Annotated in this window: 23 protein-coding genes and 1 riboswitch; of the genes, 7 read left to right on the forward strand and 16 right to left on the reverse strand. The window is 57.0% G+C overall.

Going from position 1 to position 21,508, the window contains the following annotated elements:
- Positions 1 to 139: 139 nt before the first annotated feature.
- The 9 genes from AC5S26_RS02860 to AC5S26_RS02900 all read right to left on the reverse strand — a co-directional run bounded on the left by AC5S26_RS02860 (position 140) and on the right by AC5S26_RS02900 (position 8,793).
- On the reverse strand, positions 140 to 1,003 hold the full coding sequence (locus AC5S26_RS02860; RefSeq protein WP_494183340.1) for an SDR family NAD(P)-dependent oxidoreductase: 864 nt from the start codon (positions 1,001 to 1,003) through the stop codon (positions 140 to 142).
- A 111-nt stretch (positions 1,004 to 1,114) separates the two neighbouring features.
- Positions 1,115 to 1,681: a TetR/AcrR family transcriptional regulator gene (locus AC5S26_RS02865; protein WP_494183341.1), complete on the reverse strand. Its 567-nt coding sequence runs from the start codon at positions 1,679 to 1,681 to the stop codon at positions 1,115 to 1,117.
- Between the two features lie 11 nt (positions 1,682 to 1,692).
- The gene (locus tag AC5S26_RS02870) at positions 1,693 to 2,421 is read right to left on the reverse strand and encodes a methyltransferase family protein (RefSeq protein ID WP_494183342.1); all 729 of its coding nucleotides are present in this window, start codon (positions 2,419 to 2,421) and stop codon (positions 1,693 to 1,695) included.
- A 153-nt stretch (positions 2,422 to 2,574) separates the two neighbouring features.
- Complete coding sequence (locus AC5S26_RS02875; RefSeq protein ID WP_494183343.1) at positions 2,575 to 3,534, reverse strand: ParB/RepB/Spo0J family partition protein; 960 nt, start codon at positions 3,532 to 3,534, stop codon at positions 2,575 to 2,577.
- A gap of 70 nt (positions 3,535 to 3,604) precedes the next feature.
- Positions 3,605 to 4,618 (reverse strand): ParA family protein, encoded by a 1,014-nt coding sequence (locus tag AC5S26_RS02880; protein WP_494183344.1) that lies wholly within the window; start codon positions 4,616 to 4,618, stop codon positions 3,605 to 3,607.
- Positions 4,619 to 4,842: 224 nt separating this feature from the next.
- Complete coding sequence (rsmG, locus tag AC5S26_RS02885) at positions 4,843 to 5,451, reverse strand: 16S rRNA (guanine(527)-N(7))-methyltransferase RsmG (RefSeq protein WP_494183345.1); 609 nt, start codon at positions 5,449 to 5,451, stop codon at positions 4,843 to 4,845.
- A gap of 89 nt (positions 5,452 to 5,540) precedes the next feature.
- Positions 5,541 to 6,329, reverse strand: coding sequence for a gamma-glutamyl-gamma-aminobutyrate hydrolase family protein (locus tag AC5S26_RS02890; RefSeq protein ID WP_494183346.1), 789 nt, complete (start codon positions 6,327 to 6,329; stop codon positions 5,541 to 5,543).
- A gap of 39 nt (positions 6,330 to 6,368) precedes the next feature.
- Positions 6,369 to 7,175 carry a lysophospholipid acyltransferase family protein gene (locus AC5S26_RS02895; protein ID WP_494183347.1) on the reverse strand — a complete coding sequence of 269 codons (807 nt, stop codon included), beginning with the start codon at positions 7,173 to 7,175 and terminating at the stop codon, positions 6,369 to 6,371.
- 130 nt (positions 7,176 to 7,305) lie between these two features.
- Complete coding sequence (locus tag AC5S26_RS02900; RefSeq protein WP_494183348.1) at positions 7,306 to 8,793, reverse strand: bifunctional folylpolyglutamate synthase/dihydrofolate synthase; 1,488 nt, start codon at positions 8,791 to 8,793, stop codon at positions 7,306 to 7,308.
- Between the two features lie 139 nt (positions 8,794 to 8,932).
- A riboswitch (guanidine-III (ykkC-III) riboswitch) is annotated at positions 8,933 to 8,997 on the forward strand.
- Positions 8,998 to 9,009: 12 nt separating this feature from the next.
- On the opposite strand from AC5S26_RS02900, the gene sugE reads away from it, so the two are divergent.
- On the forward strand, positions 9,010 to 9,333 hold the full coding sequence (sugE, locus tag AC5S26_RS02905) for a quaternary ammonium compound efflux SMR transporter SugE (protein ID WP_494183349.1): 324 nt from the start codon (positions 9,010 to 9,012) through the stop codon (positions 9,331 to 9,333).
- Between the two features lie 139 nt (positions 9,334 to 9,472).
- Here sugE and AC5S26_RS02910 read toward each other — a convergent pair whose 3' ends face one another.
- Together AC5S26_RS02910 and AC5S26_RS02915 are read right to left on the reverse strand one after the other, a co-directional pair.
- On the reverse strand, positions 9,473 to 10,543 hold the full coding sequence (locus AC5S26_RS02910) for a linear amide C-N hydrolase (RefSeq protein WP_494183350.1): 1,071 nt from the start codon (positions 10,541 to 10,543) through the stop codon (positions 9,473 to 9,475).
- A gap of 142 nt (positions 10,544 to 10,685) precedes the next feature.
- Positions 10,686 to 11,579, reverse strand: a complete 894-nt coding sequence (locus AC5S26_RS02915) for an aldo/keto reductase family oxidoreductase (RefSeq protein ID WP_494183351.1) — start codon at positions 11,577 to 11,579, stop codon at positions 10,686 to 10,688.
- A gap of 50 nt (positions 11,580 to 11,629) precedes the next feature.
- On the opposite strand from AC5S26_RS02915, the gene AC5S26_RS02920 reads away from it, so the two are divergent.
- Positions 11,630 to 12,286, forward strand: coding sequence for a TetR/AcrR family transcriptional regulator (locus AC5S26_RS02920; protein WP_494184595.1), 657 nt, complete (start codon positions 11,630 to 11,632; stop codon positions 12,284 to 12,286).
- A 10-nt stretch (positions 12,287 to 12,296) separates the two neighbouring features.
- Here the strand turns inward: AC5S26_RS02920 and AC5S26_RS02925 are convergent, their stop codons facing one another.
- Entirely contained in the window at positions 12,297 to 12,551 is a 255-nt protein-coding gene (locus AC5S26_RS02925) for a hypothetical protein (protein WP_494183352.1), read from the reverse strand.
- 154 nt (positions 12,552 to 12,705) lie between these two features.
- Here AC5S26_RS02925 and thrS point away from each other — a divergent pair, with 154 nt between their 5' ends.
- The 3 genes from thrS to AC5S26_RS02940 all read left to right on the forward strand — a co-directional run bounded on the left by thrS (position 12,706) and on the right by AC5S26_RS02940 (position 16,510).
- Complete coding sequence (gene thrS, locus AC5S26_RS02930) at positions 12,706 to 14,757, forward strand: threonine--tRNA ligase (RefSeq protein WP_494183353.1); 2,052 nt, start codon at positions 12,706 to 12,708, stop codon at positions 14,755 to 14,757.
- A gap of 309 nt (positions 14,758 to 15,066) precedes the next feature.
- Positions 15,067 to 15,600, forward strand: coding sequence for an SRPBCC family protein (locus tag AC5S26_RS02935; RefSeq protein ID WP_494183354.1), 534 nt, complete (start codon positions 15,067 to 15,069; stop codon positions 15,598 to 15,600).
- Between the two features lie 187 nt (positions 15,601 to 15,787).
- Positions 15,788 to 16,510: a PEP-CTERM sorting domain-containing protein gene (locus AC5S26_RS02940; protein ID WP_494183355.1), complete on the forward strand. Its 723-nt coding sequence runs from the start codon at positions 15,788 to 15,790 to the stop codon at positions 16,508 to 16,510.
- Between the two features lie 32 nt (positions 16,511 to 16,542).
- Here the strand turns inward: AC5S26_RS02940 and AC5S26_RS02945 are convergent, their stop codons facing one another.
- The 3 genes from AC5S26_RS02945 to AC5S26_RS02955 form a co-directional block, all read right to left on the reverse strand.
- Positions 16,543 to 17,094, reverse strand: coding sequence for a Jag family protein (locus AC5S26_RS02945; RefSeq protein ID WP_494183356.1), 552 nt, complete (start codon positions 17,092 to 17,094; stop codon positions 16,543 to 16,545).
- 156 nt (positions 17,095 to 17,250) lie between these two features.
- Positions 17,251 to 17,694 (reverse strand): PA2169 family four-helix-bundle protein, encoded by a 444-nt coding sequence (locus tag AC5S26_RS02950; RefSeq protein ID WP_494183357.1) that lies wholly within the window; start codon positions 17,692 to 17,694, stop codon positions 17,251 to 17,253.
- 232 nt (positions 17,695 to 17,926) lie between these two features.
- The gene (locus tag AC5S26_RS02955; RefSeq protein WP_494183358.1) at positions 17,927 to 18,388 is read right to left on the reverse strand and encodes a GyrI-like domain-containing protein; all 462 of its coding nucleotides are present in this window, start codon (positions 18,386 to 18,388) and stop codon (positions 17,927 to 17,929) included.
- Positions 18,389 to 18,617: 229 nt separating this feature from the next.
- Here AC5S26_RS02955 and AC5S26_RS02960 point away from each other — a divergent pair, with 229 nt between their 5' ends.
- Together AC5S26_RS02960 and AC5S26_RS02965 are read left to right on the forward strand one after the other, a co-directional pair.
- Positions 18,618 to 19,418: a hypothetical protein gene (locus tag AC5S26_RS02960; protein ID WP_494183359.1), complete on the forward strand. Its 801-nt coding sequence runs from the start codon at positions 18,618 to 18,620 to the stop codon at positions 19,416 to 19,418.
- On the forward strand, positions 19,408 to 20,196 hold the full coding sequence (locus AC5S26_RS02965) for a tetratricopeptide repeat protein (RefSeq protein WP_494183360.1): 789 nt from the start codon (positions 19,408 to 19,410) through the stop codon (positions 20,194 to 20,196). The genes AC5S26_RS02960 and AC5S26_RS02965 overlap by 11 nt, the downstream gene beginning before the upstream one ends.
- Positions 20,197 to 20,305: 109 nt before the next feature.
- Here AC5S26_RS02965 and AC5S26_RS02970 read toward each other — a convergent pair whose 3' ends face one another.
- Positions 20,306 to 21,334, reverse strand: a complete 1,029-nt coding sequence (locus AC5S26_RS02970) for a DUF481 domain-containing protein (RefSeq protein WP_494183361.1) — start codon at positions 21,332 to 21,334, stop codon at positions 20,306 to 20,308.
- Positions 21,335 to 21,508: the final 174 nt, after the last annotated feature.

Consider the following 21,508-nt stretch of genomic DNA (forward strand, 5'->3'; position numbering starts at 1 on the left):
ATTGTAGTTATATCGTCAGTCCAGTGTGGCAAACGAAACAGGAACTACTGACAGGTAGCCAGCCGCAGATAGGACAAAAAGATAAAGCCCGCGTCGTCGTCCGACAAAATCACGCGGGCTTTCTTGTTAGTACCTCGTTCTATCGGCGCAATAGCTCAGGAATGGGCTCTGCATCCTCGTACACGGTGGATAGCGTCAGCTCGCGAAATTTCTCTGCTTCCTTCGCGCGAGCCGTCTCTGCGGTCTTGACCCGTTTCTCCGCATCCACACCCAAAATCAATCGCACCGGAACATCGTCGCTGTTTGCCAGACGCACAATCAGATCCGCAATCCTCTTCGGATCGCCCTCCTGGCGCCCTTCAATATACTTCACCAGCTCGAGAATCGGACCGATGGAAGGCTCATACTCGGGCAACAGCTCCGGAGGATTCTGCCCTGCGCGCCGCGCCCAGTTCGTCCGGATTCCACCGGGCTCGAGCGAGCACACCTTTACCCCGAACGGGCCCACCTCCATCGCCAGCCCATCACTGAAGCCTCCAACGGCCCACTTTGCCGCGTGATACGGCGTGTTACCCGGCATTCCCAAGCGCCCTCCTATCGAAGAGACTTGGAAGATGTGTCCGCTTCTCTGCCGTCGCATCACTGGAACCGCAGCGCGCGTCGTATACACCACACCGTAGAAACATGTATCAACGACAGCCTGAAAGTCCTCCCCGCTCATCTGCTCAAAGGGCGCAAGCTGCCCATAGCCGGCGTTGTTTACCAGTACATCCAATCTGCCGAATCTGTCGACCGCGAGCTGGACGGCTGCACGCGCCTGCACCTCATCGCGCACCTCAAGTACGACCGGCTGCACACGATCGCCATACCGTGCCACCAAGGCATCGAGTTCGTCGATACGCCGCGTTCCTGCAACCACGCTGTCTCCCGCCGCCAGGGCCGCCTCAGCGATGTCGCGCCCTAAACCGTTTCCGCTTCCCGTAATCAACCAGACCTTAGCCATTCGCCAGATCCTCCTGTGTCATAGGATTCTAAAATGAGCGAGTGGTTGCTCATTTATTCGCTGAAGCAGTTAAGAAAGAAAGCGTCGAATCAGGGATTCAAACTACAGCCGTTACCGCACCGACCGCCAGAAGAGAGCAAACCCTCGCTCGATCAGGACCTTTCGCTGTCGCGGGCTTCTGGCGATAAAATCCATCGTCGCCTCCTGCATCGCCGCCATGGTCGCCCCGGCAAAGCCCGCCGGAAGGTCCCGCAACGTCTCGCGTTCGGCCAATTCGCGAAACAGCGCATCGATTTGCCCGCGCTTCTCCGCAGTCCGTTCCCGTGTCTCCGCCTTCACTGCATCCGAAAGATTCAACTGCACCGAGACCTTACGCTTCTGCGGAAACTCAATTGCCCATTCCAAAGAGCTCGACCACACATGCCACGCCCGCTCCCTGACGCTTGCCCTGAGAGGGAAGTCCGCATTCAATCTTTCAAACACCTCAAGTTTCAGTTCGACATAAAGCTCGTTCAGCAGCTCTTCTTTTGTGGCGAAGTAGGTAAACAGCGTGCCCTCTGCCAGGCCCGCCCGCTTTGCAATCTTTGCAGTAGGTGCTCCCAGCCCGGCTTCGGCGATCTCAATCACCGCTGCCTCCAGAATGGCCCTGCGTTTTTCGGGACTTCGAAGTCGCGCCATGCCTCAGTCTCTCAAACCGCCGTCTGCGGCTTCGGCAAAATAGCTCGCACAACCAGCGAAACGCCCAGCGAGACCAGCACACCCTGCATAATCAGCAGCGAGTTATACCGCCAGCCGAGTGCGGCAAACGAGACAAAGACACCCCACATATAGATCTCGCTCAAAAACGCCCAACCCCATTGCGGTTTGGCTCCCTTGTCTTCAAAGCGCGGGCTGAGCGCGGGCAGCAGCCTCGGAACGCGGCGGACATACTCGCGGTAAGGCTCACCGAACCTCTCACTCAAAAAAGACTCCTCGCCCAGAGCTAGCCGCAGCTCGAACAGAACAATCAGGACCACCGTCACAATGGCTCCGCTCGGCGGCATCAACAGGCACAGGGCGACCGTATGCAGCATCAACCCCAGGTAGAGGGGATTCCGCGTCCTCCGATATGGTCCGGCGGTAACCATCCCGCTGCCGTGCATCGTCGGCGAATAGACGACCGAAGCTCCAAGGTAGGCCGAGGCCCACGTGCGCCAAAATGCGCCTGTAAACGCGAACAGGACCCCTATCCCAAGGACCAGCACTGTCGCCGAACTGAAATTCAGCCATCCACTGCGCGTCAGCCACGCCGCAAGATACTGCCATGTGCGGATGGAATCCAGATGCAGCCACCGGTCCCATGGAGCGGTGAAGCCCAGCACATAGATCACAGCATGAAATAGAAAACGAAGACGAAACTCGAGAGCAGTGGCTTTCATAAATGTAGATAAGAATATGTAACGATTAAACGAACAATTGTTTGGTGGTCCGAGGATACATACGCGCTGGAACCTATAAAGTTCCTTTTCGCCGGAGAATACCCTGACCATGAAGACGAGGTTTATTGCGGAGACTAGCTCTCACCCCGCCAGCTAATTACCGCCTAGCATCTCCAGCAGAGAATCGAAGTCCTCCAACCCCGAGTATTCGATGATCACCTTCCCCTTGCCCTTCTTATCTTCAATCCTCACCTTCAGGCCCAGCGATCTTCGCAGCTTGTCCTCTGCTTCGCGAACGTTCGGATCCTCGGTCTGCACCTGCTGCTGCTTCTCCTTCTTTTCCTTCGCCTCCGGATTGATCAGGCCCTGGACGTAGTTCTCCGTCTGGCGAACCGAAAAGGACAGAGCAAGAACCTTCTGAGCCGCCGAGGTGATCGAGTCAGGAGAGTCCAGCGCCAGTAGGGCGCGAGCGTGCCCGAAGCTCAGCTCCGCTGTCTCCACCTTCGCCTGAACGCCCTCAGGCAAGCGAAGGAGGCGCAGGAAGTTCGACACCGAAGCCCTGTCCTTGCCCGTGCGGGTCGCCATCTGCTCCTGGGTCAGCTTGAACTCCTGGCCCAGGCGTTGGTAGGCCCGAGCCTGTTCCATCGGATTCAGATCCGTTCTCTGCAGGTTCTCGACGATGGTCATCTCCAGCACCTGCTCGTCGGCTACCTGCCTCACAATGGCTGGAATCGTGGCCTTTCCAGCTTTGCGGGAGGCCAGCCATCGCCGCTCCCCGGTAATCAGCTGATAGCGCACAGGATTGTGGCCCGGCGCTTGATGTGGTGAGGGTGGCATTGGTCGGACCACTATCGGCTGTACTACGCCACTCGCTACAATCGATTGGGCTAACTCCCCCAATTGAGCCTCATCGAAGTGTTTCCGCGTCTGCCATGGGTTGCGCTCGATCTGGTCTAGAGGTATTTCGAGGGGACGGCCTGCGGGTTCAGGAGCCGTCGCAGCAGCCGCAGCGATGGCTGGGACTGAGGCTTGCGCGGCAGGTCGTTGCGGAAGAAGGGATTCCAGCCCTTTGCCCAGGGCACGACGTTTGGTATCAGGCGTTGCAGTTGGCATGGTGATCAGCTTTCTTACAGATAAAAATGACGGATACAGGGTCCTGGGGACAGATGGAAGACCGGTCGGCTCAGGATCGCCAGAATCGGGACTTCTTCTCTGGTTTATTAAATGACTTCAGAGAGCTGGCAGCCGCGGCGGCGGCAGCCTTGCGCCTCTTTGCCTCCGGGCTTTCCATATTGTTCCGGCTCAGCAGTTCCAGCGCGAGTTCGCGATAGGTCTCTGCTCCTCGCGAGCGCGCATCGTAGAGTGCCACCGGCTTGCCGTGGCTGGGAGCTTCGGCCAGACGCACGTTGCGCGGAATCGATGTCTTCAGCAGCTTGTCGTTGAAGAAGGCCTTCAGGTTATCGGTCACCTGAACCGCAAGGTTTGTGCGATCGTCATACATGGTCAGCAAAACGCCTTCGAGCGTCAGGCTCGGATTGAAGCTTGCGGTCACGCGATCCAGCGTCGACATTAGCTCCGAGATTCCTTCCAGGGCGAAATACTCGGCCTGCATCGGCACCAGCAGACCATCGGCCGCAACCAACGCATTCAGGGTTAACAGGTCGAGCGCCGGGGGACAGTCGAGAAGAATGAAGGAGAACTGCGATCTCACTGGCTCAATCGCCTCGCGCAGCCTGTACTCCCGCCGGTCCGCTGAGATCAATTCAATTGTTGCTCCCACCAGATTCTTGCTGGAAGGCACGAGCTTCAGATTCTCCACGTCGGTCGAAAGCATGCTCTCTGCAAGTGTGGCGTCTCCCAGCAACAGATCGTAGGTGCTGTTCCGATGCTCATCATCTTCTCCCTGGCGAGCCACGCCCAGGCCTCCGGATGAGTTCGCCTGGGGGTCGCAGTCGATCAGTAGGGTGGGAATCCCCTCCAACGCGAAAGACGCGGCCAGATTGATGGCGGTCGTAGTCTTGCCCACCCCACCCTTCTGGTTAACGATCGCTATGACTCGCGAGGCCTGTTTGGCGGCCTTCTCCGTGGCCGGCTTCTCCGTCTTCTGGGGCTGGGTGGACTTCCCATTCTCACTGGAGGTCTCTTCGGAGCGGGTCTTGGCGGGCGGGTTGGAAGGAGTGGTATTTGGGCTACTCATCGGGCTAAGAAGAGGTTAGCGGCACAACTCGTCGAGAGCAATCCCGGTGGGGTTGTGAAGAACTCGGGCAGGCTGTGGAGAACATGTGGAACGCGCGAAACGCGCGAGAAATGGAGGGGTTCACGGACGATCCATGTGGAAATCTTTATATTCCATGTGCAACCTATGCCGTTTTTAAGCGCTGATTCGGGTAGGAAAATCGAATGAGCGTTCCACGTGGAACATCAGGTTCGGATTGCACGGAAAAGGAACCCGGATTTACTCTCAGGAAGCGCGATCTGGGCCTGTTCTTCGAATTCGGTCGGAAGGCGTGGGGATCCGGTAGCGAGAAGCACCATCTGGTCGCTGGCCCGGGGGGCCGCTGCGGAGAGCGCCGCATCCATATGGTCGACTGCCCGCAGAACTACTGTGTGGAACTGGCGTTCAGAAGGCATCGATTCAGCCCGTGCTCCCCACACCTCCACGTTGGACAAGCCAAGAGTGCGAACTACTTCTCGTAGGAAGGTGGCCTTCTTATTCTGTGACTCCGCGAGCGTTACCTTTATCCCGGAGTGGAGCAGAGCGATGGGAACTCCAGGAAATCCGGCCCCCGATCCCAGGTCCAGGAGAGTTCCAGGCAGCGTATCCCCCAGATTGTGGGCGGCAAACAGACTCTCCCCGAAGTGCCTGCGGACCATCTCCTCCGGGGTACGAATCGCGGTAAGGTTGGTTCGTCCGTTCCATCGCACCAAAACGTCCAGATAGAGCGAAAGCCGGGCAATCAACTCAGGAGATAAGGGGGAGAGAAAGGGACTCAGGAGTCTCGCTATCTCGGATTCCGGAAGTACAAGCATCGTCAATCAGTATCGCAGATGCAGGATGTTCCACGTGGAACATCCCTTAAGCAGCCGATGCCCAGCTCATTGTTCCACGTGGAACATCTTCAGGAGTTCTGTGCCACGGATGTGTGAATGGATCGTGGTGACCAGGAAGTCGCCTCCGAGATAAACCGGTCGAACAATGCACGGGAGGCGGCGCTGATGTCATAGCTGCGTTCCGGATGCCACTGCACTCCCAGAACAAAGTGCGCTCGAGGGTTATGCGGATCCTGTCCGCCCTCCACAGCTTCTACAACCCCATCTTCTGAGCTTCGCGCGACCACGCGCAGTCCGTCCCCGGGAACTCCGAGGGCCTGGTGATGGCTGGAGTTGATAGGAAGGCGAAGGAAGCCTTTCTGCTCGGGGGCTTCTTCTCTGGAGAGAAGCGATCCAAGCGTGGAATCGGGTACGACCCCCGCAGTATGGGCCACGGCAACCGTGCGTCCGGCCGAATGGTTTACCGGAATCGGGGACAGATCCTGCACCAGGGTTCCGCCACGCCAGACATTCAGAGACTGGGTCCCAAAGCAGATGGCAAGAATCGGCTTGTAGAGGTTATGGGCGTCCTGAATCAAAAGCTCATCTACATTCTCGCGCGCCGCGTCCGCGGGATTGCACTCGGGAATGGGCTCGTGTCCGTACTTGTGGGGGTTCACGTCAGCAGGCGAGCCTGGAAGCAGCACGCCGTGACATGTATTGATAAGGTCTGCTGTAGCCCGCGGGGTTGCGTCCAGGGGAATTTCGACAGGTTCGCCTCCGGCACGCGTAATTGCCTGTGCATATTGGAACCACGACCGGGCGTTGTATTCGGGATCGGTGCTGGTGGGGACGGGGATAGCGATTCGCGGCTTCATGGCAATAATCCATGATACGGCGAGAAAACAGAGAGCGCGTCAGTTCAATTCGGGATGGTACTCGATGTACGTAGCGGTGATGATCCTCAGAAGCTGTTCGGTCAGGGCGTCCGCATCTCGAGTTGTGAGGCCTACAGTCGAGATCGGGTCTCCAACGATAACTGCGAGGGGGCGCGGATGGAGATGATAAGTATGCATGGGAAGAAGCTCGTAGGTTCCCACAAGGGTAATCGGCACGATGGGAACCTGGGCTTTGATCGCCATATAGGCAGCACCAGAGACGAATGCCTGGGGGTGCCCGGTATTAGTTCGCCCGCCCTCTGGAAAGATGACGAGGGGAATACCGTGCTTCAGAGTTTGAACGCCACGGTTCAGGCTGGCAACGGCATTCCTGGCGCTCGACTGATCGACAGGAACCTGACCGGAACGGTTCAGATACCAGCCAATGAAGGGAATCTTCCAGAGCGATTGCTTGGCCAGGATGCGGAACTGGAAGGGAAGCCGGGCGAAGAGCACCGGGGTGTCGTAGTAACTAAGATGGTTCGAGACGTAAGCCGCAGTCTCGCCGGTATGCAGCTTCTCTTTGCCGACAAGGGTTACAGGAGAGAGGCTGAGGATCATAAGCGACCGAGCCCAGAGATGAGCGATAAAGTGCTGCTGTCGTCCTGACTTATCCCACAAGCCGCAGATCAGAGAGATGCAGCCAAAGAAGGTCGTTGAGATAAGGATGAAAGGAGTGAGTATGAGATAAGTGAGCCAGCGGAAGAAGGCCGGGACAGGGGAAGGCTTAATGGGGCTCTTATTCGCGGTGGGGGTCAGGGTTGAGGATTCGGCGGATTCAGGCACTGGGTGGATTCCTTGGGCTTCCTCTTGGCTTCGGGCGAATCGCAGGTCTTTCGACGTCGCGCTTAGCTCAGAATGACACTTCTTAAGTCAGAGATGGCATTTCTTTTTTGATAGCCTCCTGCCTTTCTTTTTAAGAAGGCGTCAGTGTATCTGAGGATGCACCAAGGAGCGTTCGCAGCTCACCGATGAGGTAAACAGAGCCGGTGGCGATGATGATGCCATCGCGAGGTGTGATCTCCCGCGCACGTTTCAGAGCGTCGGCAAGGGTTGGCTGCGTCTCGGCAGGAATCTCGAGGGCACGAGCAGCTTCGACCAGCTCATCAAGCGAGGCCGCACGGGGGCTGTTGATCGGAGCGAAGAGGATGCGATCGTTCGGGCGATCTGGCGAGGAGGCGTCGAAGAGGGGGAGAAGGATCTGGCTCATCTCGCGCAGGTCCTTATCGCGGAGGCAGGAGAAGAGCAGGGTGCGTGGCTGCTCCTCGGGAAGCTGCGCGAGTGCGGCGCGCAGGGTCCAGGCGCCCGCGGGATTGTGGGCTACGTCGAGCAGAAGAGGGGCGGAGCCCGGGAGCGGAAGCAGCTCGAGGCGGCCGGGCCAGCGGGTCCGGCGGATTCCTTCTTCGATCTGAGCGTTGGTTATTTTGTAACTATGGATGTTACCTTTATCACATTTGTAACCACTTTGGTTACGTAATTCCTCTGCCGCTGCGATGGCAAGAGCGATGTTGCGTTGCTGGTGCTGGCCCCAGAGGGGCGAGTCAACACGGAGAGGCTGACCGTCAAGGGTGAGGGTGTACCGATTGCGGAACCGCAAGTCCTTCGATATGCTGCGTTCGCTCGGGCTGGCACTGCCTTCCAAAGGAGGATGCAGGAGTTTGTCGGCGGTGGGGATGTAGTTAGCTGCACTGATGGCGTGGAGGTCGAGCGTGGCGGCAGCTTCACCGATGGCCTGATTGGCCTCGGGATGCTGCGGCAGCGTGATGAGGGTTCCACGGGACCGCAGGATTCCGGCTTTCTCGCGAGTGATCTCAGTGATGGTGTTGCCGAGATAGTCCTGGTGATCGAGTGAGATGTCGGTGAGGATGGAGAGGAGCGGGTCGACGATATTGGTGGCGTCAAGACGACCCCCGAGGCCGACCTCGAGGATGGCGATATCGACGGGGTGGGCGGAATCTCCCTGTTCTCCTGCAAAGTAGAGGAAGGCGAGTGCTGTGAGAGTTTCGAAGAAGCTGGGGTGATTGGGAAGATCTCCCGAGACGACGAGCCCCTCGCCGGAGGAATCGACCTGAAAATAGAGCCGGGCGAAGTCGTCATCGGAGATGGGCTGGCCATCGATCTGGATGCGCTCGTTGACCCGGGAGAGGTGCGGCGAGGTGTAGAGCGCAGTGCGGTAGCCGGCGGCGGTGAGAATGCTGGCCAGTGTGGCGGCCGTGGATCCCTTGCCGTTGGTTCCCGCGATCAGGACGGAGGGAAAGCGTGTCTGGGGGTCGCCAAGGGCCCGCGCAAGGATGCGCATGTGCTCAAGATCGAACTTGCGACGGGTTCCGGCAGGCGCGGTGGGGTCAGGGGCGAGCTCGAGCCCACGGGCATACAGATGGTCGATCGCTGAGGCATAGGACATGACGATATTTTATGGGTATCGCCTGGTTTTCGCTTCCGATCTACCTGCGGATCTCCGGGATCTCCAGAACAGGATGCATACCCCAACCGAAAGATAGAAAGTAAAATAAAAAGATGCCGTTTGCCGGTTTAGAGGCAGACGAGATCCTTCCACATGCAATCCGGACGAGATGCGCCGTACCCGGTTAGGACAAGACGACGCGACCGGAGCCTTGTCATGTTTTCAAACTGGACCATCCTGGTCATTGCTGGCCTTCTTGAGGTGTGCTGGTCAATTGGACTGAAGTACACGAACGGATTTACGCGGTTGCGTCCCACCATTTTTACCGTTGCCACGCTTTCGGCAAGCATGTATCTGCTGGCCAAAGCGAGTGAGACGCTGCCCATCGGTACCGCGTACGGAGTCTGGGTAGGTATTGGAGCGATGGGCGCCGCAATCCTTGGAATCGCTCTGTTTCATGAACCGGCTTCGGCGGCGCGGATCGGCTTCCTGATGCTGTTACTGATCTCGATCGTCGGGCTAAAGGTTACAAGCCACTGATTGAAGACGACCCAGCTGAGGCTTTGCCCCAAGCGGACATAAAGACATTTTGGCCGCGCGAGGCACACAAGGTCATCTCCGGATTTGTGTTGTCTTTTGTCGCCGCAATTGTGGCTTGGGTGTAAGAGAGCCGTCGCTCCTAGAGGCCGAGAAACTTAAAGGGAGGAGCTTCTGTGAAGGCTTTTGCCGCATTGCCGGAGAAGATATTGTGCTGGTGTTCGCCAAGATCGAGCTTCAACACTTTGCCGGTAACTGGAGAAAAGTCAACATCCTTGAAATCAACCCAGAAGGTGTTTGGGGTCAGAGCTGATTCGAAGAAATAGATCTTTCTCTTTTGGTCGGAGACTGTACGCCAACGGGTGGAGGAGATGTTCGGTTGATCGGGAGTATTGATTCCGTAGGGTACGGAGACGTTGCGAATGACGCTGAATACACTGGCGATGAGGACATCGGGTGCCTCGTCTTGAGGAATTGCGTTTATGTAGAAGGAAGCACGGGCAAAGCGATCGGACGCGCGGTTGGTTCCGGGAAGAAAAACGGTACCTCCAATCTGCTTCCAATACTCTTCCAATGCAAGCTGCTCCTCAAACAAAGGGGAGTTGGTCATGACCTGGTATTTGCGGTTGTGATGGATGACCTGACGACCATTCACATATTCGAAGATGGCGCTGTCGCCGGTCGAGTCGGAGATGGAAAGGTGGAGAGTTGCAAGCCTCTCTTCACCGGGCACGTTAGCGGTCACAAGGGTGAAGGGCTCACGCTGCAAGGCATCCACAGCCTGCTGCACCGTCTCAAAGTTATCGAGCACATACTGGGCCCAGATGGAGATGGCGAGCATGGGCTTGGTGGAGGAGCGAGCATCTGGGTATTTCGATTCAACCAGCCAAAGGAGATTCGCCACCAAACCTTTTTCATTCATGCCATCGGTCGTGGAGACATCGTAACCGGTTGCGATCACGCTGCCATACTTCGATGTCCAGCGGAGAGAACGTGGACCGGCCTCGCCGCTACGATGCATTCCACGGGGAAAGATCCAAAGGTTTGTGCCGACGTCTACCTTCCAATCCATGGACCGGGCGGTAATGACTGTACCGTCAGATCCGAGATAGACGGCGCGGGTACACGCGTTTCCAGCGGAGGGAGGGGACAGAAGAATGCTGAGGGCCCAAAGAAATGCAAACGCAAAAGAAGATCTCGTCAAGCTCAGCATAGGCTGCTCTCCCTGGTCTTCGATGTAAGAATTCAATGCGCATAGGATACTCCGAAGATTTCAGGGAGAGCTGTCTCTTTTGAGAAGACAAGCCCAGCAGGCACACGTGACGACGGGTTTTGAAGTACGAAGTGGCTCGCAATCAGGAGCTGGAAACTTCCTGTCCCTGCGCTATGGAGCCGAGGCTGTCCATGACTTCGGGAGGAAGCTGGAGTGCCGCGGCCTGGATATTTTCGCGCAGGTGACCAACGGAGGACGTTCCGGGGATCAGGAGAATGTTGCGCGAGCGATGCAGGAGCCATGCGAGCGCAACTTGCATAGGTGTAGCGCCGAGCGACTTTGCCTCTTCTTCGAGCGTGGAAGACTGAAGCGGCGTGAAGCCTCCCAGAGGGAAGAAGGGGACGTAGGCGATGCCCTGTTTTACGAGTAAGTCAATGAAGTTGTCGTCGGTACGATTGGCGATGTTGTAGAAGTTCTGGATGCAGACAACTGGAGCGATCTTCTGCGCTTCGGCGAGCTGCGCCGGGGTTACGTTGGAGAGGCCGAAGTGGTGGATGAGCCCCTTCTGTTGGAGCTCGGCGAGGACGGTAAAAGGTTCTTCGATGGAGCCGTCAGTTGGAGCTGTGATTCCTCCAACGCGGAGATTGACGACGTCGAGCCGCTCGAGTCCGAGGTTGCGGAGGTTGTCCTGGACACCCTGGGTCAAACCTTCGCGGGAGGCGTCCATAATCCAGGAGCCATCGTCGCCGCGGCGGGCCCCAAGCTTGGTGACGATAACGAGGGAATCCTTGTAGGGATGCAGGGCTTCGCGGATGATCTGGTTGGTGATGTGAGGGCCGTAGAAGTCACTGGTGTCAATGTGATCGACACCGGTGGCGACGGCCTCGCGAAGAACAGCGATTGCGGCTTCGCGGTCGCGCGGAGGGCCGAAGACGTGGGGACCGGCGAGCTGCATGGCCCCATAGCCCATGCGATGGACAGTGAGACTGGTACCGGGAAAGGTAAAGGTTCCAGCGAGATTGGCTTGTGTGCTCATGCGTGTTTAGATGAGGGAAGCTTCAGGTTAGGAGTTCGCATTTGCCGAAGGTGTTAAAACCGCAGCTGGAACCGCGAAAATCGCCGATGCAGGCGCGCTCGAACGCCAGCGTGGAAGCGATTTGCGAGGCGACGATTCAGGTTTTATTGAGCACAGGAAAGGAAAGCCTGACCACTACGAAGGTGGCGGCGAGGGCAGGCGTCTCCGTGGGAACGCTATACCAGTACTTCCCGAACAAGAGCTCGCTGCTGCAGGCGGTACTGCGAAACCACATGGAGGGGGTTACCTGTGCGGTTGAGGCGGTCTGCGCAAGGGAGGCGGGGGCGCCCCTCGAGCAGATGGCAAACGCGTTGGTCACGGAGTTCCTTACAGCCAAGCTGGAGAACGTGGAGGCGAGTAGGGCCCTCTACTTTGTGAGCGATGACGTTGGTGGGGCGGAGATTGTGCGGCAGCTTGGCGTGCGCGGCATAAGCGCGGTTACGGCGATGCTGAAATCTTCAGGCGCGGAGTTCGGCGAGGACGTGCAGGTAGTGGCTTCGACGATGATGGCGGCGATGGCAGGGGTGAGCAGAAGGATGCTGGAGGCAAGCAACTCGCCAAAGGCGATGGCGGCGATGAAGCACGGACTGCTGGTGATGATGTGCGCTTACGTGAACGCCTGCGCCTCAGGCCCTGACTTACCCGGCCATGGCGCAGGCGTTCCGTAGATGAGCTGAGCTAGTACGCTCCGCCTAGAAGGGCGGCAGCTGAAAAATGCGGTAATCCCGCCCAGCTGGGGATGTTGAAGGGAATATCCGGATGCACAATCGCACGCTTATCGCGATGGTGGTCGCGCAGTTCCTGATAGATTCCAGGAAGAGCGGCCTCCTGATCGGGGGCGCTGGGGCGCTCCCAGTAGAGGCGAAAACCCTGGTTGCAGATAGGGCAATGAATGTCGGCGGGGGTGTCCGAAGGATGACACAAGACTTGCATAGGGACTCCTATTCGATAACTGCAGTGGTAAAGAATGACCGGTTTTTACGTGAGCTCACTTAATGGAGCCCTTTCTCTTCCAGTATAGATGCGTGATTTGCCCTGGGAGTTGGTGCAAGGCAAGCAAAGCAAATATGCTGGATAAATACGCGTTATGAGTGAACAGATGATTAAGGTACAGCTTCCAGATGGATCGGTACGCGAGGTCGCTCGCGGAACCACACCGTATGACATTGCGATGAGCATCTCCCCACGGCTGGCGGCAGCTGTCGTGGTGGCGCGGATCCGACCGCTGACCGCACCGGTTATCGAGGATGAAACGGCCGCCGAAGAGGCCAGCGAAGCGCAGACTGAAGCTGGAATGTACAGCTCCGCTGCGGAAACGGGAGAGCGGCTGGTGGACTTGTCGGCTCCGTTGAACGAAGACGTCGCGCTGGAGCTGCTGAAGGAGACGGATGAAGCTGCCCTGAAGGTGGTGCGGCATTCGGCAGCGCATGTAATGGCGACGGCGATCCTGGAGTTGTTTCCGGAGACGAAGCTGGGACATGGTCCGGCAACGGATTCAGGGTTTTTCTACGATGTCTATCGCGAGACGCCGTTTACCGAGGCGGACCTGGCGGCGATCGAAGCACGCATGGCCGAGGTGGTGGCGCGCGATGAGAAGTTCGTGCGCGAGCATGAGTCACGAGAGAAGGGCCTGGAAGAATACAGCGCCCACGGCGACTTCATGAAGGTGCACTTCATCGAGCGGTTCACCAAGCCGGGTGATGAGATCTCTCTTTACAAGAATGGGAACTTCACCGACTTCTGCAGGGGACCTCACGTGCCTTCTACCGGACGCGTTAAAGCGTTCAAGGTGACGAGCATCGCTGGTGCCTACTGGCTGGGCGACGAGAAGAACCAACAACTGCAGCGCGTCTATGGAACGGCCTTCTTCAACGCAAAGGATCTCGATGCGCACTTCAAGCGTTTGGAAGAGATCAAGGCTCGCGATCATCGCGTGCTGGGCAAACAGCTCGACCTGTTTTCCATCCAGGAAGTTGCGGGCGCGGGGCTGATCTTCTGGCATCCAAAAGGCGGACTGATTCGCAAGACGATGGAAGACTGGATGCGCGATGAATGTATCCGTCGCGGTTACGATATGGTGTTTACCCCGCATATTATGCGGCGGGAGCTCTGGAAGATCTCGGGCCATGAGGGCTTCTACGGGCAGAATATGTATCCGCCGATGGAGCTCGATGACGCGGAGTACCGGTTGAAGCCGATGAACTGCCCGGGCCACATCCTGATCTACAAGAACTCGCCGAAGAGCTACCGCGATCTGCCGCAACGCTATGCGGAGCTGGGCAATGTGTATCGCTACGAACGCTCGGGAACGATGCATGGCCTGCTGCGTGTACGTGGCTTTACGCAGGACGACGCGCATATCTTCTGCACACCGGAGCAGATCGAGGGCGAGATTGCTGCCTGCGTCGAGTTTGCCGACGAAGTGCTGAAGGCGTTCGGCTTTGCAGAGTTCAAGGTAGAGCTTTCGACCTGGGATCCGAAGGATCAGAAGAGCTATGTTGGCTCGCCCGAGCACTGGGAGACGGCGGTTGGCTCGCTCAAGAAGGTGCTCGATGCGAAGGGAATTCCTTATCGCGAGATTCCGGGCGAGGCTGCGTTCTACGGGCCGAAGATCGACATCAAGCTGGTGGATGTGCTGGGACGCCTGTGGCAACTCTCGACCGTGCAATTCGACTTCAACCTGCCACAGCGATTTGAGCTGGAGTACACGGGCGAGGATGGAGAGAAACATAGGCCGGTGATGGTGCATCGCGCGCTTTTCGGAAGCGTCGAGCGATTCTTCGGAGTGCTGATCGAACACTACGCGGGAGCATTCCCGATGTGGCTTGCGCCGGTGCAGGTGGGGCTGGTGCCGATCTCAGAGAAGCACATCGAGTATGCGAAGAGCGTGAAGGCAAAGCTCGAGGCTGCAGGACTGCGGGTAGAGCTGGACGCGCGAAACGAGAAGATGAACGCGAAGATTCGCGAGTTCACAATACAGAAGGTTCCGTTTGTACTGGTGATGGGAGACAAGGAAGCAGCGGCGGAGACAGTAAGCGTTCGCACGCGGGGCAAGGGCGATGAAGGCTCGGTAGCGATGGAGGCATTTATCGTTCGGTCGAAGCGGCTGGTGGATTCGAGGGGCACGGAACTGGCATAAGCCGAGCGGTGCTGCAAAACTATGCGTCGCCGCTCCTGCGTTTTCTTGAGAACGAGGACCGGTCCCGAGTTAAGAGTTGGTCTCTCGAGCTCCGGACCCGATAGAAATAAATCTTTGACTTACGAAGATGGAATGGAATAACGTCTCTGTCCTCCCCTCTAAAGGAGGAGGATCAGACACGCAGCATTCGTGTGCGCGGACGTTATTTAAAGGGCCGGCTTCCTAAAAGTTACGCTATGCATCTAACAGATAGATAGTTTATCGGGGACGGAGATCCCGCAGTTGATACGTTACGGATGGTTTTCCCCTATGACTACAATTCGATTGACGACATGGGTGAACGCTCCCGTGGAGCGGTGCTTTTTATTGGCCACCAGCATAGACTTTTCTGCGCTATTATCGAATGAAGTTCTGACGCGCCCAGCAGGCCCGGACTCACTGAAGTTAGGGGATTCTCTCGGTTGGAGAATGGGCTGGAACAAGCAGCTCTATACCAGTCGAATCGATGCGATCAGGCCCTATAGCTACTTTCGGGAGACCATGGTTTCAGGAATCTTCCAGAACTATGAACATGACCATCACTTCGCGCAAATGGATGATGGAACCCGGGTTCGCAACGAGATCCGATTCAGTACTCGACTGGGCCCGGTTGGGCGACTCGTCGAATTGACGATGCTTCGCGCGAGTCTGGCAAAGATGCTGGCTACGAGAAATGCCGAGCTGAAGCGTCTCGCCGAATCGAATGAATGGCAGAAATACGTTGAGGCCAGCGACATTACTCGAGAGACGATTACGGTCAATGAGCACCAGAAGATGGTAAGCAATATGCAACGGTTTGCTTAACAAAGGGGGAAATGCGGTTCTTCCCGCACTTGTAAAGTGGAAAAACTGTCGCTATTTTGATGCAAATTGCACACTCTTTGCGGGATAAATCGACTCTGACACCTTTGGTTTCTCAATTGCATAACTCATAGGCAAGTTGGACATATCACTGGTGAGCGAAGAGCCACCTGGGCCTTGGGTTATGCTGATGCGCCGTGTTTCTTTTGCTTTCGTTCTCCTTCTGGTCTTTGCCTCCGTTGCCACCAGTGTCCAGGTGCACGCGTCGACGGAGTGCGAGCGTTGGATCTCCGAATACCGAAACGAGCTGGCACACTCGAATCTGGTAAAGCGTGCGAATGCCGCCAAGCGCAGATTGCATCACTACGTTCATCGTAAAGTGGCAGCGTTGAACCGGCCGAAACCGCATCCGCGGACACGCGTCCTGCCGGCGCGGCTTGAGCGTCCGAAGATGACACGGGAAGAGACGCTGCGAGAACTGGCGTTTGCGTGCGGGGAGCTTCCTCTCGACACGTTGGAGCTAAACAAAGCTGTTGCCTTTGAGCCAGCACCTGTTTTTGGAGCCGGTCCGATGTGGGGGGACGACGACACCACCTCCGGCCCGCAGGGATTAGTTGCATCGAATAGCGGACCTGAACAGAGTGGTGGGTGGAATCCCGGTGTGGGTGGCATTGGGGGAGGACCGTGGGGTGGTGGTGGCGGAGGAGGAGTGGGAGGAGGCGGAGGAACCAATCCGCCAACGGATGGGCCGGGGGGCGACAACCCGTCAAACCCGCCCAGCGGTCCTCCCACAAACCCGCCACCAACTGCGGTGGCTCCTGAGCCAGGCAGTCTATTGCTGGTCGGGACGGGAGTCCTTGGAGCTATAGGTGCACTTCGCCGAAGATTCCGGCAGGTCGCATGGTCGTTTTGAGAGACTAGCGGAACGATGGTTCCGCTAGTCTTTTAGCGCCGGCGAAAACGCTGGCGGATGGCCTGAGCGCGGTCGTCCCTGGTTGGCTGCGGCGCAGGCTTTTCGCCCTCAGGATAGAGAACGACGAAACGGCGTGGGCCTTCGCCTGAGGAAGCAGTCGGAAGACCGGACGGAGAAAGCGCCAGATGAAGCAGGCGGCGTTCGCGTGAGCTCATTGGCGAAAAGCTGTAAGGCTGCCCGGTGCGGCGGACGCGTTCAACAGCAGCGTCGGCGGCCATGCGCAACTCCTGGTGACGGAGAACCTTGAAGTTTTCAGCGTCGAAAGAGATGCGATCGTGATCTTCGTGTTCGAAGCGGAGAATCTTTGCGGCAACGTGTTCGAGCGCGAGGAGAAGCTCGCCGTTGCGCTCCACAAGAAGAGGAACATCAGGGCCGGAGAATTCGACGGAGATTTCGGCAGCCGACGCATCGGCAGGGCCCGGCGGCACGTCGAGGATATTGAACTTCAGATTCAGACGGCCTGGGGAGGTGAGGGTCTGGAGGAAGTCAGTGACCTTCTTCTTTTTCGCTTCCGTATCTTCCATGGGACCTGTTCAGTATACGGAATTAATTTGAAAGATGGTTTGCCAGCTAACCCGAAGAGGATACGCAGCGGCCTGCGAAAACACAGAAAAATAATCGAGGTTAAAGTAGGCAGGTCCAGCTAAGCCATAGGACCTGCCGCTTTATAGCGAGGCCGACTATGCCGCAGTAGAGTCCCGCATAGCTTTTACCCTGTCGTGAACTGCGAGAATGTGCGTTTGCTGTTTTCTTAACACTGTCTGAACGGGAGCGGGAACCTCTTTCATCTTCAATGCTTCTTCGTAGGCTTTCTTGGCTGCGTCTTCACCTTGTTCTGCAGTTTCAAGCAGGGTGTGATCGCTGCCACCCATCTTTGCCTTCAATTCTCCCCAGGCACGGTGCATTGCGCCCGATGCAGTGCCGCCCTCCGTGACCTTTTCGTTTGTGGCGGAACCCAATGCTGATTCCAGCTCTGACGCGAATCTGCCCCTTGTCGCAGATTCTTCCATAAAGTAAGACCTGGCTGACGAATCTTTCAAATCTTCGCCCAGGGATCTGAAACCTTTCTCTCCATCGTGAAGTACTTCGATGACGGTGCGGATTACCTTATTTTCAAAAGCCATAAATCACCCCTCTGCAAATTTGAGATGGGGCTTGATGATAGGTGGTTGTGCAGGAGAAAGGTTGCTCGGGTGTCCACATCGACTAGTCAATATCGGCTAAATATCGTTGTTTCAGACAAAGCGATCCTTGTTTCAACGCCGGAAATTGAGCATCTGCCGAGATGATAATTTATTTTTATGGTATCCAGGGAATCTCATGGGATCGCGTAATGCTCCCGCCCTCAGGAGGGAGTCAAGCAAGCGGGCGATTCAACTCCGTGCGCCACTCAGAAACGTCTTTGGTTGAATCGGGACCCACGACGTAGCGCTCCCAAAGATCGTCACGAGTCTTATAGTTATGCGCTTCTACCCAAGCCTGAAACTCGCCCCAACCATCACCCAGCCCATCGTAGCCTCCCCTGTAAACTGTGCGCGCCACGGTTGCCGCAGACAGCTCCCCGGTCTCAACCCGCCCCTCCGGTTTCACTTCTCCTTCGATGGGGAAACAGATACGGAAGTCGAAGGTTTCGTTCGGCCTCCGGAAGTGGTGGGTAAACCACGGGCCGGCAGGAGGGACCTTTTGCGCCTTCAACACAGTGCTCAACTCATCCAGTCCAGCATGCATCGCCTTCATGATCTGGTCGCGCGGCGCATTGACACGGATAAATGCGATCTTCTGGGCGGTTGATTCCACAATCTCTGGCGTATCAATCATTTCATCCTCTTCTTTTGATTTCAGCCCGCGTTTGAAGACCGTGGTTCGGCTCTTTGAAGAATAATGTGGCCACACCCACAAAACGAGTCGTAACTTACTCCGCGGAAGGTCACTTGTCCAATGCCGGATTCGTCGGGCCACCAGGCGGCGGTGAGCACATCGCCCAGGTAGCCATGTTCCCGGTAAGTTCCGCTCCGCTAAACTAGAACTTCCACTCACGGAAAGTAGCATGCCAGCTGAAATCATCCTCCAGCAAACACCGGACGACGTCGCTCTTCTCGACAAGCGCGCAGAGCTTGCCGCGGTTCGCACTACGCTCGCCGAGCGCGAATCGGAGCTTGCCCAGATCCGCGCCCAGCTCAAGACCTTTGAAGGCCGTTACCTCCGTCAGGTCGGTGTTCTCTATGCCGAGCTCGACGATCTCGAAGCACGCATCGCCGAGCGTGAAGTCGACCTTTACGACTCCGACTCCTCCCGGCGCAGAGCCGAGGAAGCCCGCCAGCAGGCGCAGGAGACCCATGATGCCGCATACGGCGAGGCCCGCGAAGCCGAAGAGTTCGACCCGCCGCCCAGCCTCAAGACCCTCTTCCGCGACGTCGCCAAGCGTATCCATCCCGACTTCGCACGCGACGATACCGAGCAGAAGCACTTCACCCTGCTGATGGCTCGCGCCAATCAGGCCTATAGTCGCGGCGATACCGAGATGCTGCAGCGACTCCTTGACGACCATCGTGAGATCAACGCCTCCATCGCTGGCGAAGGTGCGGCGGCCGAGCTTCTCCGCATCACGCGCCAGATCCAGCACGCTAAGCGTGACATCGCCACACTCGAGGCCGAGCGACACACACTGCTCTCCGGCGAGATCGCCCAACTGCACCTCGACGCCGAGGCCGCAGCCCGCGAACACCGCGATCTCCTCACCGAGCTGGCAGCCAGCCTCCGCGAGCAGATCTCCGATGCCCGGCACCGCTTCGAATTCGTCGAACGCCAGGTGAAGGCCCAGAGACGACAGAGCGACGATGAACGATAAAGCCCAAGGCGGCCTGCAGCACATTCCTACTGGCGCCGCGCTGTCACTCCACTCCACACGCTCCGGCATCATCGCCCGCGGTCGCCGCGATGCCGCCAACGCAGCCTCCAACCCTCACTACCGGCAGGCCGTCACTGACTATAACGCCGGCAAATTCACCGAAGCCGCAGCTAGCTTCCTACTCGCAGCACAACAAGGCCATGCCGAGTCACAGTACCTCCTGAGCACGATGTACGACGAGGGTCAGGGTCTTCTGCAGGACGACACACAGGCAGCCCACTGGGAGCGCAAGGCCGCCGAGCAGGGGCACGCCTACGCCCAGGCCAACCTCAGCTTCCGCTACTACGCAGCTGACGACTTTCCTGAAGCTTTCGCATGGTGCCAGCGCGCTGCCCACGCGAATCTCGCCTGGGCGCAATACAACCTCGGCCTTATGTATCGCAAGGGTGAAGGCGTCCCACAAGACGACGCCGAAGCTGCTTACTGGTATCGCCTGGCAGCCACCCAGAACTTTGCCGAGGCACAGCAGAAGCTAGCTGACCTCTACTACTTTGGTCACGGTGTTCCGCTCAGCTATACACAGGCCGCCGCGTGGTATCGCAAGGCCGCCGAGCACGGCAACGCCGAAGCCCAGTTCCAGCTCGGCCATCTCTATGCGACTGGCCAAGGCATCGAGCATGACTACACACTGTCCCGCCACTGGATTCGTCAGGCCGCCCTCCAGGGTCACGAACATGCGCGACGCGAACTCAAGCGACGCGAGTACCGCGACCCATAAACACCACGCCTACTGCAGCGAAAAGTGAGATTTTTCGGTTCGAATAGCGAATCGAACTGCATCGCATAAATCCAGCAGACAGAGAATTCGACGCACGTGATCGCCATGCTTAGTGAAACGACCAGCCGACCGTTGTCGATCCTCCAACATTGTTTGTAGGGGCACCGACGACTGGTTGGTTGTCGTAGTTGTCATAGAAACTCATGCGGATATAGAAGTCGCCAAGAAACTTGTAATAGACGTCCTGGTTTAGGGTAAAGCGAATCCGACCCGGTGACGTAATACTGGGATAGAGCCAGAATGTTGTGTCGAAGGTCGTGGAATCGAAACGGAAAGTGGAGTAGTCAACCGCAAACGCAGAGTCTAGGGCTTTGGTGCGCGCGGTACTTTGGGAGCCTTCTGCGTCGCGCTCGATCGTAATCGCCATGCCTCCCACCGCGTTGAGATTGGTATGGTTTGTAAAGATAAGGCGTTTGTTCAACGTAGCACCAAGGGTTGAGCGGAGATCAATCTGCTGTGCAGTAGAGGAAAGGAAGTTACCGATGCCTCCGTAGTACCAGTTAGACCTACGCAATTCCTTATAAAAATCGGTCTTTACATTGGTCTCATTGGTGTCGTTTGTTGCTTGTTGACTGGTGAACTGTGAGTTCGAACTGAGAGAGAAGAGATACTTTTTTGACTGATAGTTGAGTCCTCCTTGTACGGAGACATTTTTCTGATTATTGGATTGGGCGAAACTGGTGCCGAAATCAATATTGCCACGCATGCGATTCCAGAAACTGTTACCAAGTTCCTCGATTTGAACTACGGACAGATTAGGTAAGCGTGTGGTATCTGAACTGATGATCGTGAGATCTTTTGTCTCGGCGTCATGCTGAATCTTCCCGCTGTAGATTATTCCGGCCGTATTGCTGACGACGAAGTCCTGTGAGCTTTCGATATGGTCAACCTTCGTCCAATCGAGGACAACGTTTCCGTTGCTGTAGTCGGGCTTGACGGTTAGTTGCCCCTTTTCGAGAGACTTGATTTCGCAAGTGATCTTATCTCCGTTCTTCATATAGACAACATCTGTCTTGGGCCGGCCACTCGCGCGCGCATCGTGCAGGAACAGGAACGTAACGGCGAATACAACAGCCAATCGTTCCAAGCTTCCACAGAAAAGCCTGCACTGATGGGGAAAAAGATGTGCAAAAAGCATCATCAGATCCTTTATCTCTTCTGGATCAGAGTTCTTGAGAGCATACCTTGGCCGAAACGCGCTTCATAGACCAAAATCCGGCCAAGAGTTTGAAGCATACGCACTCCATCGAGA

It is taken from the genome of Edaphobacter sp. FHG110511_03 (genome assembly GCF_059115365.1).

What these genes read in the sequence shown, in the direction of transcription:
- AC5S26_RS02860 (WP_494183340.1), bottom strand. Translation starts at nt 1,003, where the DNA reads ATGGCTAAGGTCTGGTTGATTACGGGAAGCGGAAACGGTTTAGGGCGC.
- AC5S26_RS02865 (WP_494183341.1), bottom strand. Translation starts at nt 1,681, where the DNA reads ATGGCGCGACTTCGAAGTCCCGAAAAACGCAGGGCCATTCTGGAGGCA.
- AC5S26_RS02870 (WP_494183342.1), bottom strand. Translation starts at nt 2,421, where the DNA reads ATGAAAGCCACTGCTCTCGAGTTTCGTCTTCGTTTTCTATTTCATGCT.
- AC5S26_RS02875 (WP_494183343.1), bottom strand. Translation starts at nt 3,534, where the DNA reads ATGCCAACTGCAACGCCTGATACCAAACGTCGTGCCCTGGGCAAAGGG.
- AC5S26_RS02880 (WP_494183344.1), bottom strand. Translation starts at nt 4,618, where the DNA reads ATGAGTAGCCCAAATACCACTCCTTCCAACCCGCCCGCCAAGACCCGC.
- rsmG (WP_494183345.1), bottom strand. Translation starts at nt 5,451, where the DNA reads ATGCTTGTACTTCCGGAATCCGAGATAGCGAGACTCCTGAGTCCCTTT.
- AC5S26_RS02890 (WP_494183346.1), bottom strand. Translation starts at nt 6,329, where the DNA reads ATGAAGCCGCGAATCGCTATCCCCGTCCCCACCAGCACCGATCCCGAA.
- AC5S26_RS02900 (WP_494183348.1), bottom strand. Translation starts at nt 8,793, where the DNA reads ATGTCCTATGCCTCAGCGATCGACCATCTGTATGCCCGTGGGCTCGAG.
- sugE (WP_494183349.1), top strand. Translation starts at nt 9,010, where the DNA reads ATGTTTTCAAACTGGACCATCCTGGTCATTGCTGGCCTTCTTGAGGTG.
- AC5S26_RS02910 (WP_494183350.1), bottom strand. Translation starts at nt 10,543, where the DNA reads ATGCTGAGCTTGACGAGATCTTCTTTTGCGTTTGCATTTCTTTGGGCC.
- AC5S26_RS02915 (WP_494183351.1), bottom strand. Translation starts at nt 11,579, where the DNA reads ATGAGCACACAAGCCAATCTCGCTGGAACCTTTACCTTTCCCGGTACC.
- AC5S26_RS02925 (WP_494183352.1), bottom strand. Translation starts at nt 12,551, where the DNA reads ATGCAAGTCTTGTGTCATCCTTCGGACACCCCCGCCGACATTCATTGC.
- thrS (WP_494183353.1), top strand. Translation starts at nt 12,706, where the DNA reads ATGAGTGAACAGATGATTAAGGTACAGCTTCCAGATGGATCGGTACGC.
- AC5S26_RS02935 (WP_494183354.1), top strand. Translation starts at nt 15,067, where the DNA reads ATGACTACAATTCGATTGACGACATGGGTGAACGCTCCCGTGGAGCGG.
- AC5S26_RS02940 (WP_494183355.1), top strand. Translation starts at nt 15,788, where the DNA reads ATGCGCCGTGTTTCTTTTGCTTTCGTTCTCCTTCTGGTCTTTGCCTCC.
- AC5S26_RS02945 (WP_494183356.1), bottom strand. Translation starts at nt 17,094, where the DNA reads ATGGAAGATACGGAAGCGAAAAAGAAGAAGGTCACTGACTTCCTCCAG.
- AC5S26_RS02950 (WP_494183357.1), bottom strand. Translation starts at nt 17,694, where the DNA reads ATGGCTTTTGAAAATAAGGTAATCCGCACCGTCATCGAAGTACTTCAC.
- AC5S26_RS02955 (WP_494183358.1), bottom strand. Translation starts at nt 18,388, where the DNA reads ATGATTGATACGCCAGAGATTGTGGAATCAACCGCCCAGAAGATCGCA.
- AC5S26_RS02960 (WP_494183359.1), top strand. Translation starts at nt 18,618, where the DNA reads ATGCCAGCTGAAATCATCCTCCAGCAAACACCGGACGACGTCGCTCTT.
- AC5S26_RS02965 (WP_494183360.1), top strand. Translation starts at nt 19,408, where the DNA reads ATGAACGATAAAGCCCAAGGCGGCCTGCAGCACATTCCTACTGGCGCC.